Here is a 5,669-nt window from a genome sequence, read left to right as displayed (position 1 = left end):
AATTCCCGGGCGATACCTTGCGCATCCCCGTTAAACAAAAGCGCTGGAGTGGCCGAAAAGTCATCACCTAAAACCTGCACACTTGCTTGCTCGAGATCAGGATCATAGACCGTTATTTCACCGTCATAGACAAAAATCTGCTGCGCCAATGGCGCCTTGGTTTCCCAGTAAAAATAGTCAGGCTTCTTTGCTTTGAACGAGCCTTTTGTTTCCTGTACGCGCGTACCTTTTGAATCCACCATAAATTGCACGAAATCACCTTGAATGTCTCGAGATGAAGAGAGCAAGTCAACGAGCTTATCAAGGGCAAGTCGCTCGTCAGAAAAGACGTCTGTTGAGGACAATACCGAGATACAAACGGCAGAAAAAAGAAGTATCGTACGGAAAATTCTGGGCATAGAAAGCGCGCTCACTCTTAAGAGTTACAGTTAAGAGTGAGCAGCATATCATAGAGGAAAACAGAAAAAGTTTAAGGCTTGGTAAGCGAAGCGCTTAATCCTCGGGCGGCGGCGGAGCAAGTACTTCACGAGAACCGTTATGACCCGCTTCGCTAACAACCCCTGCCTGTTCCATGGCTTCAACCAGATTCGCTGAGCGGTTGTAACCAATTTTGAGTTTACGCTGAACAGATGAAATAGACACCCGTCGGGCTTTCGTTACAAAAGCGACAGCCTCGTCGAACAAAGGATCTTGCTCACTGTCTCCACCGCCATCGGCAAACGCTGCTGCAACAGGATCGTTAGATTCGCCTCCAGTGAGAACCTCTTCAAGGTAGTTCGGCTGGCCACGCTGCTTCCAATCGGCAACCACTTTATGCACTTCATGGTCATCAACGAAGGCTCCATGAACCCGAACCGGAACACTGGTTCCCGGAGGCATATAAAGCATGTCCCCATGACCCAGCAACTGCTCTGCACCGCCCTGATCCAAAACCGTTCGAGAATCAATTTTCGAAGAGACCTGGAAGGAAATTCGCGTTGGCACGTTGGCCTTGATCAAACCGGTAATCACATCAACGGATGGTCGCTGCGTTGCTAGAATAAGATGAATACCTGCAGCACGCGCTTTCTGCGCAATCCTTGCAATTAGCTCCTCAACTTTCTTACCGACAATCATCATCATGTCGGCAAACTCGTCAATGACGACGACAATAAATGGCAATGTTTCAAGCGCAGGTCGCTCCTGCTCTTCATTCAGCAGGTGCTCCTCAGGCTGCCACAAAGGATCAAGTAAAGGCTCTCCAGCTTCTTCAGCGGCTTTCACCTTACGGTTGTAGCCAGCGATATTTCGCACTCCTAAGGAGGCCATTAGCTTGTAACGTCGCTCCATCTCAGCCACGCACCAGCGCAAGGCGTTTGCCGCCTCTTTCATGTCAGTCACAACGGGCGTCAACAAATGCGGAATGCCATCATAGATGGAGAGCTCGAGCATCTTCGGATCGACCATGATAAAACGCACTTCGTCCGGGGTAGACTTGAATAGCATGCTCAAAATCATACTATTTACCCCAACAGACTTACCCGATCCTGTAGTACCCGCTACTAACAGGTGTGGCATTTTCGCCAGATCGGCAACGACCGGATCACCGGCAATATCATTACCCAGCCCAAGAGACAGAGGAGACGGCGCGTCATCATAATCTTTTGACGTCAGCACCTCGCTAAAGCGCACTATTTCGCGATGTTCATTCGGTATCTCAATACCAATGACGGATTTACCTGGAATTACCTCAACAACCCGAACACTCATTACTGCAAGCGAGCGCGCCAAATCTTTGGCGAGATTACTAATTTTACTGACTTTAACGCCTGCGGCAGGTTGCACCTCAAAACGCGTAATTACAGGCCCAGGATTGACCTCGACTACCTCTGCACTCACGCCAAAGTCGGCCAGCTTCACCTCTAGCAAACGAGACATATTCTCGAGATCTTCAGGAGAGTAGCCATCCTTTTTGTTCGTCTCTGCGGGATCGAGCAAGGTGAGCGATGGCAACGTCGACTCTTGACCAATAAATAAACTGCCCTGCTGCTCCTCTTCCAGGCGCTTACCCTGCTTGCTCTTCTTAACAAACGGAGAAATTTTGATGCCAGGCTTAGCACTCTCATCCTTTGAAGCCGATGGCTGGGCAGGCTTCGCTGCTTGTTTAATCACTACCTTCGATGCACCCTCAAGCTGCGGCTCTTTTCTTCCGTCTAATACAAGCTCCTCACTATTGTCTTCTCGCTTAAGAGGTTGGGTGACCGCTGACAATGCTTTTTTAAGCTTGCTTGACCCTTCAGCGTATTCGCTTTTGCTTTTCTCCGTCGTCGATGCATTCTTCGACAAAGGCATCTCATGCTGTTTTAACTTATCTTGCTCAGCCTTTCGCTCAGCGCGAAGGTCTCGCCGAACTTCAATGTGGTGAAGAAGAAATGAGTAACTTCGCTGAGATGCTTTGGCAACAATACGTGCAATCGAAATGGTCAACGCGCCTGTACGATCCATCAAGCCAAGCCAAGATATGCCGGTAAAGACGGTTAGACCAAAAAGCAACATCGAGACTAGCAGCAACGTACTGCCTAGGGTATTAAACGTGTTCAGCATCAAAGTGGAAAATTCACGCCCCAAGATACCGCCTGCGTGCTCTTCCAAGCCATGAATTTGATACATAGCGAGCAATCCAGTTGCTCCCATCATAGTAACAATAAAGCCGATCACACGAATGCTAACCAAAGGCCAGTAGACCTCTCGCACTTCTTTTCGATACTTGAAAATCAAACAGGCACGAAAGCCGATTAAAACAGGAAATAAGTAAGCAACATTACCGAAGAAATAGAGAAGAATATCTGAGAGCCATGCTCCGGCTTTTCCACCGTAATTGAGTGGCGTGGCGTTAGTACCCGTACTCGTCCAGCTTGGATCGCTACTATTATGAGAAATGAGCGCCATCAACAAAAAAGCACACAGAGCAACTGTTAGAATTAACGCGCCCTCGCGTATACCTTGCGATATGTAGGCATGAAACTTTTGGTCAGATGGTGTCGCAGTCGTGCTTTGGCTCAATGCTTTTTTCTGACTCAAAGTTGTTTTCTGGCCCAAGATTGTATTTGCATTCAAAACGCTCACCTTTCATATACTGAAGCATGCTCGAAACCACTCAAAACGGGCGCATTTCGGGCGAGACTAACCAATAGTATANAAAAGGATTTAAGAATTAACTTTAATTATCTGAAATATAAAGAAAAGTAATTAAAATAAGTACGCTTAGCGTCAGAGTGACGCCAAGCCTTTCTCGAGGTCAGAAATAATATCTTGAGGATTTTCGAGACCAACTGAAACACGGATCAGGTTTTCGCTAATTCCCGCTCTTTCTTTTTCCTCATCCGACAAACGGCCATGCGTCGTAGTCGCCGGATGCGTGATAGTGGTTTTTGCATCACCGAGATTTGCCGTCAGCGAAATAAACTCCGTACCATCAATAACAGCCCAAGCCTCACTTCGCCCACCTACTACCCGAAACGATAGTACGCCACTCGCACCAGACTGCTGTTGCTTGGCCAGCTCATAATAAGGGTGAGATTCAAGCCCGGCATAAAACACTGTCTCAACTTGAGGCTGCTGCTCCAACCATTTCGCTACCTGCAACGCATTTTCACTATGCGCTTTCATACGCAAATTCAGCGTTTCAAGCCCTTTCAAAAATACCCAAGCATTAAAAGGACTCATTGCTGGTCCAGCGGAACGCATGAAACCATGCACCTCCGACATCACCTGTTCACTACCGACAACCAGACCACCCAGACAACGACCTTGACCATCGATGTATTTCGTCGCCGAATGAATAACAACGTCCGCACCTAAAGCCAAGGGCTGCTGAAGCGCCGGCGTACAAAAACAATTATCCACAATGAAAAGGCAGTCCTGCTCGCGCTCTTGCTGATCGATAATTCCTCTCAAACGACGAAGATCCACCACCTCACACAATGGATTAGACGGGGTTTCCACAAAGACTAAACGCGTGTTCTCACGCAGCGCGGAACCCCAAGAATCGTAGTCACAGAGATCAACAAATTCGACGTCTACACCGAACTTCAAAAGAAACTTTTCGAGAAAAACAGTCGTCGTACCAAAGACACTTCTCGAACAGAGGATGTGATCGCCTTGTTTCAAGAGCGCAAAAAATGTCGACATAATGGCAGCCATACCAGACGCCGCTGCGACAGCTCGCTCTCCACCTTCCAAGGCAGCAATCCGAGCTTCCAACATGCTTACAGTTGGATTTGTGAAGCGGGCGTATACATTGCCCTCCAATTCACCAGAGAACCTCTGCGCCGCCTCCTCAGCGGAGTTAAAGACAAAACTAGAGGTAGGGAAAATTGCCTCACTATGCTCTAACTCGGGACTACGAATCTGTCCGGCGCGAATCGCCAGAGTTTCGATCGAAAGCCCGTCTAGATTTGAAACTGGAATAGAGGCATTAACTGTTTTGCTTTTTGGCATGAATAAATCTCAGAAAACTCGGACTAGTCGGCGTTGTGCAGACTCAACTGCTCTTCGCCTTCAAGTATACTCTCATCTTCGGTTTTACTCGCATCATTTCTGCTTCTTTCAAGTCGATCAAGATAGTCCGCGTCAATGTCTCCCGTCACGTAATGCCCGTCGAACACAGAACAATCAAATTGCTCGATTCCCGGATTACACTCTTTGACAGCATCAACCAAATCTTCGAGATCTTGATAAACCAGCCAGTCAGCGCCGATCAACTGAGCAATCTCGTCCTCTGTCCTTTCATGCGCAATCAGCTCATTGGCCGCGGGCATATCGATACCATAGACATTTGGATAACGAACAGCAGGCGCGGCCGACGCAAAATAAACACGTTTGGCACCAGCGTCACGAGCCATCTGGATAATTTCGTTACAAGTAGTGCCGCGAACAATCGAATCATCCACCAACATAACGTTCTTGCCTTGAAATTCCGGGCCGATGGGGTTGAGCTTCTGGCGAACTGATTTTTTGCGCTGACTTTGGCCTGGCATGATGAAGGTCCGCCCAATGTAGCGATTCTTAATAAAGCCTTCTCGATACTTCACGCCCAACTCATTCGCCATTTCCATCGCGCTTGTCCGACTCGTATCAGGGATAGGGATAACCACATCGATATCATGATCCGGACGCAGTGCGAGTACTTTTTTTGCGAGCGTCGTTCCCATTCGCAAACGCGCTTTATAAACCGAAATATCATCGATCATAGAGTCAGGGCGGGCAAAATATACATGCTCGAAAATACAAGGATTCAAACGAGGCGACTCAGCGCACTGCTGCGTATGAAGCTCCCCGCTGTTTTGTATATAAACGGCCTCTCCCGGCTCAATATCACGGACGATTTCAAAGCCAGCTGCATCTAGAGCAACACTTTCCGAGGCAACCATATACTCCGTGCCCTTCTCGGTCTCGCGTTTACCGAAACACGCGGGCCGAATGCCAAAAGGATCGCGAAAAGCCAAAACCCCATAACCGGTGATCATCGCGATCACGGCATATGCGCCCTTGACCCGCTTATGCACCTGTTTAACCGCTTCAAAAATCTCAATTTCTGTGGGGATTAACTTGCCCTGCTTTTGCAGCTCATTCGCCAAAACATTCAGCAGTACCTCAGAATCTGAGTTTGTATTGATATGCCGAAGATC

General features: G+C 48.1%; 4 protein-coding genes. All 4 read right to left on the bottom strand.

Annotated features, from left to right (window positions below; genetic code table 11):
• The coding region (locus tag A3750_RS10085) for an outer-membrane lipoprotein carrier protein LolA (protein WP_197474989.1) at window positions 1-398 on the bottom strand (398 nt) is incomplete at its 3' end.
• A 94-nt stretch (window positions 399-492) separates the two neighbouring features.
• Window positions 493-3,096 (bottom strand): DNA translocase FtsK, encoded by a 2,604-nt coding sequence (locus tag A3750_RS27310; RefSeq protein ID WP_369819934.1) that lies wholly within the window; start codon window positions 3,094-3,096, stop codon window positions 493-495.
• Between the two features lie 153 nt (window positions 3,097-3,249).
• Entirely contained in the window at window positions 3,250-4,479 is a 1,230-nt protein-coding gene (locus tag A3750_RS10075) for an O-succinylhomoserine sulfhydrylase (protein ID WP_068522547.1), read from the bottom strand.
• A 23-nt stretch (window positions 4,480-4,502) separates the two neighbouring features.
• A partial coding sequence (gene purF, locus A3750_RS10070; RefSeq protein WP_068548226.1) for an amidophosphoribosyltransferase occupies window positions 4,503-5,669 on the bottom strand: 1,167 nt, incomplete at its 5' end.

Source organism: Oleiphilus sp. HI0079 (assembly GCF_001635105.1).
This window is presented reverse-complemented; position numbering and strand designations above follow the sequence as displayed.

What these genes read in the sequence shown, in the direction of transcription:
- A3750_RS10075 (WP_068522547.1), bottom strand. Translation starts at nt 4,479, where the DNA reads ATGCCAAAAAGCAAAACAGTTAATGCCTCTATTCCAGTTTCAAATCTA.